General features: G+C 67.8%; 4 protein-coding genes. All 4 read right to left on the bottom strand.

Translation table 11 applies throughout. The features are described 5' to 3' along the window. Nucleotides 1-300: 300 nt before the first annotated feature. Nucleotides 301-900 carry a M48 family metalloprotease gene (locus ABZ281_RS41785; RefSeq protein WP_356663164.1) on the bottom strand — a complete coding sequence of 200 codons (600 nt, stop codon included), beginning with the start codon at nt 898-900 and terminating at the stop codon, nt 301-303. Nucleotides 901-940: 40 nt separating this feature from the next. After that, the gene (locus tag ABZ281_RS41780) at nt 941-1,177 is read right to left on the bottom strand and encodes a hypothetical protein (RefSeq protein ID WP_356663163.1); all 237 of its coding nucleotides are present in this window, start codon (nt 1,175-1,177) and stop codon (nt 941-943) included. Nucleotides 1,178-1,256: 79 nt separating this feature from the next. Then, nucleotides 1,257-2,279 carry a hypothetical protein gene (locus ABZ281_RS41775; RefSeq protein ID WP_356663162.1) on the bottom strand — a complete coding sequence of 341 codons (1,023 nt, stop codon included), beginning with the start codon at nt 2,277-2,279 and terminating at the stop codon, nt 1,257-1,259. 269 nt (nt 2,280-2,548) lie between these two features. Continuing rightward, a partial coding sequence (locus ABZ281_RS41770; protein ID WP_356663161.1) for a hypothetical protein occupies nt 2,549-3,799 on the bottom strand: 1,251 nt, incomplete at its 5' end.

Here is a 3,799-nt window from a genome sequence, read left to right as displayed (position 1 = left end):
ATCCCGAACCCCGGCACTGCGAGCCGGTGACCTCCATGTGAAAGAGAGAGCCGGTCGCGGCAGACGGGCGCGAGAGCGGGTTGCCGCGGCCGGAGGGCGGGGCCGCTGATCACGCCGGACCCGGCGGAGTACACCCCCGGACGCAGCGCACGGGGGGACGCGGCGTCCAGGGGGACTGCTCGCCAAAGTACCGCGCCAACCGGTCGCTTATCGCACATATCAGGGAATCCCATCGCGCGTCGGGACGCAGCGCCGGCTCGTGGCCGGTCTGGCCAAGACATCGGCGACGTGGACGTCGGATCAGCTGGCGGCCGGCGTGTGCAGTGGGTGCACGGCCCGCTCGCGTGCGTCGGGCAACGGGACGTGTTCGGCGCACAGGATCCGCAGGCGCAGAGGCGGGTGCGTGCGCAGTCCCCGCACCGTCACCCAGATCCGGGGCAGCACGGAGCGGGCGCGGTCACGGTCGAGGTCCTCGCGCCACATGTCGGCCACGGCGGCCCGGCCGCAGACGCGGGCGGCCGCGAGGTCGCAGGCGAGTTCGCCCCACCAGAAGTACATAGTGTTCAGCGTCCAGGCGGCGGCTGCGGTCAGGGCGAAGGCGGGCAGGGGCAGCAGGCCCGCGGCCAGGCCGGCCACCGCGACGGCGGCGGACTCGGCCGTGATGCGCTTGCCGGTGTCGCGGCGCTGGAGGTGGGCGAGTTCGTGCTCCAGGACGGCGGGGAGGTGGTTGGTGTGCCGGGGGTGGAGCCACCGCATGCCGAGCCACACGTGGCCTCGGCGGCCGTGGCCGGTGGAGCGGGCGTCGGCCCAGCTGCCGGTCTCGCTGGAGGTGGCCAGGGTGACCTTCTTCAGTCCGCGCTCGGCCGTGGTGCGGCGCACGTGCTCGGTGGTCTGCCGCATCCTGGTGGCGATGTGGCGGTACGTGTCACTGTCGGACGTGTCAGGCCTGCGGCCTGCGTGGACCTGCCAGGTCAACGCCTGGGCCGACGGCCATCGCGATCGCCGACTTCTGCCGGGCGCGGCCCTGCACCGCCCAGAGTCCGCCGGCCGCCGCCGCCACCCCGACGGCGATGCCGGCCGCCGGTCCGCGCAGCTGCGTCATGACGGCCTCGCTGATGATCGCCGTCGCCACCACAGCCTGCCCGACGTGGCGTTGCAGCATCTCCCCCAGTGTCATGGTGATCACCGTAGTCGGCAGGCACTGCTCTTCCGGCCCGTGCCCTGAGCTGGCGGGCGGAGACCTGGACCGTGCCTTGTCAGCGCATGTTCGCTGCCTCATCGATGCGCCAGACCGCCTCGCGAACTTTCGATTCGAGGCCTTCAAACGCGTCTTCAAGAGCCGCGAGCTCGGCGAAAAGAGCGTGCTTGTCGTCCATGTCTGCCATCGCTGTGGCCCGCTCGATCCAGGACTTCACGTCCTCCATGGTGAGGGGATAGTTTCGACTCCGCAGCACTTGGTTGTCGAAGATCGCTTCGATGTCTCCGTCTTCGATCTGCATGGCCCGAATCGCATCACCCGGAGCCGCGCCCCTGACGCTGTTCTCCTCGACATAGGCAAGTCCCGACTCAAGATCGTCAAGCCGTCCAAGGAGATGGTCGACCAGGGCGGTCCTCACCGCTGCGAGGTCAAGGCCGACTTCCTCCCGCAGTTGCTTCGCAGCCCGATGGGACACCTCGAAAGAGTCACGGTGGCCGGGGCGGGTGTCCTGAAAGCGCGCCAGTTCAGGCCCCAGGGAATCGTCACCGATCAGCACTCCGGGCTCGTACAGGTCGAGAACCGTGCATGCCGCATCGAAGTAGATCAGGACGGCAGGACGGATCACCTCAACGCGGTGCTGGTCACGGTGGTAGGTCTCGTTCCGGTAGTCGTGCAGCTTCTTCAGCACCGGCGCGATTCCGCCCGGAAGCCTCGTCCGCTCCACCAGGAAGTCGATCTTGTCCCCGAAGTTGTAGTTGATCTTCTGCCGCTTCCTCTTCGAGGTCACCATCCCTTCGAGCTCCTTGATCTCTGCGCTGAGCTGGTCGTTGCTCGGGCCGGTGGCGAACCGGCGGTGCAGGGGGTTGTCGCTCTTGCGCATCGCTTCGAGCCGGCGGAGGCTCTCAAGCCGGTCGAAGTGGTAGCTCTCGCAGTCGAGTTCGGATTCGGCCATCCGGTGCATGATCAGTTCGACGGCGCTGTCGAGGAGGATGTGAGCCAGCCGCAGCTGCGGGACCCGACCGACCTCGATGAGGCGCTTGACCTCTTCAAATTGGACGACTACCAGTTCAAGGCGCTTCATCGCCGTCTGCCTTCCGCGTTCCGCTCAGCTCCCGCCGAGGAGTCATCACGGTAGTGAGCGGGCGACGCGGCCAGCACCTGGGTTTCCGCCCGAAGCGAGGCCCTAGCGGCTAGAGGCGGACGTCCGTCGACGAGGCCTTCGGTGCGCATGGGCTCGGCCAGCGCCGGCCACCAAGCCGCGGCGGTCGGCCGGCGGTGCGCGACCGTCCGCGCGGGCGCATGGGCTCCGTCAAGGGATGCTGAACGACTTGAGTCCGGTTGGGTCTGCCGTCAGACCGTGGGAGGCTCGGTCCATCCGACGCCGGAGGCGATGAGGTTGAACAACCTGTCGTCCCCCCGGATATCGTCCAGGATCGGCTTCCACAGGATCCTGCGCCCGTCTCCGAGATGGCCCGTGAGGGTGTAGAGCTCGGCAACGTAGCCGGGCATGGCACGGCCCCAGCATTGGGGATTGTCGTTCCACTCCTTGAGCACTTGTTCGAGTTCCGGCCAGGAAAGAAGACCGGCGCACGGAAGGACGGCCGCCTCGGCGACTTCCTGCCCGCTGTCGTAGGAGCCCACGTCCCTCAGGAGCGTGGAGAGGAAGAGCGTGAAGTACGGGTGGGGCCGTTGCCCGATGACCTGGGCGCGAGATTCGGCCGCGAGCTTGGGGAACGCCTCGCCGAGGGCCGGCAGCGTGGTGCGGAGTTCGGGGAGCGCCACCAGGGACAGCGCCTTGGCCTCTGCGGTCGTGATCCCGTTGAACTGCAGTCGGCTTCCGATCCTCTCGATCTTCGCGTTGAGGAGGTTGCGCACGGGCTCGGCGAGGGCCGCCCAGAAGGCGGGGAGGTCACCGAGCCGCCCGAGAGCCTGGAGTTGGACGGCGGGTTCGGCGGTTTCGAGGCGTGACATCTGTTTGGCGACGGCCTTTTGGACGAGGTCGGCGTCGCGTTCAGCGAAGCTGCGCAGACACTTGGCCATGCGATCGGCGAACCGCTCCGGTTTGATCGTGATCGCGGAGTCTTCGATCGCGAGGACGGCGAACTTGGCAGCGGCCTCGACGACCTTGAACCTGGCACTGGGGCGGACGCGGTCGAAGAAGGTGTGGGTGAGGTACGCGGTGTCGTAGACGAAGCCCGGGTCCACCACGTGCTTGAGGAAGCTGCCAACGATCTTGCGACCCTGGCTCGGGGGGTGGATGAGCACGGCTTCCAGCGCGGCCGCGAGGTGGGCGCGGGCGTACTCCATCGTCGGCTCGTAGAGCTCGCCCAGAGGCCGGATGGACGGGTGTGCACACAGGTGGCGATCGTCGCGGATCCGCTCCAGTTGCTTGCGCTGGGTGAAGTCAATCAGCTCGAGCTTCTCCGCCGTGTCGAGCAGAGTCTTCTCCAGGGTGAGCATGATCGGGATCGCTTCTACCTCCGCGCTGGCCTGTGCTCGCTCTACATCGGCGACCAGGTCCTTCGCATGGCTCTCGCCCTCTTCGTAGAGGATCTGGGCCTTGGCGATCAGGTCCGCACAGACAGCTGTCCACGTCAGGAC

The organism is Streptomyces sp. NPDC006265 (assembly GCF_040613555.1).
In the GTDB taxonomy this organism is placed as follows: domain Bacteria; phylum Actinomycetota; class Actinomycetes; order Streptomycetales; family Streptomycetaceae; genus Streptomyces.
The sequence above is the reverse complement of the archived record's forward strand: the minus strand, read 5'-3'. Positions and strand labels throughout refer to the sequence as shown.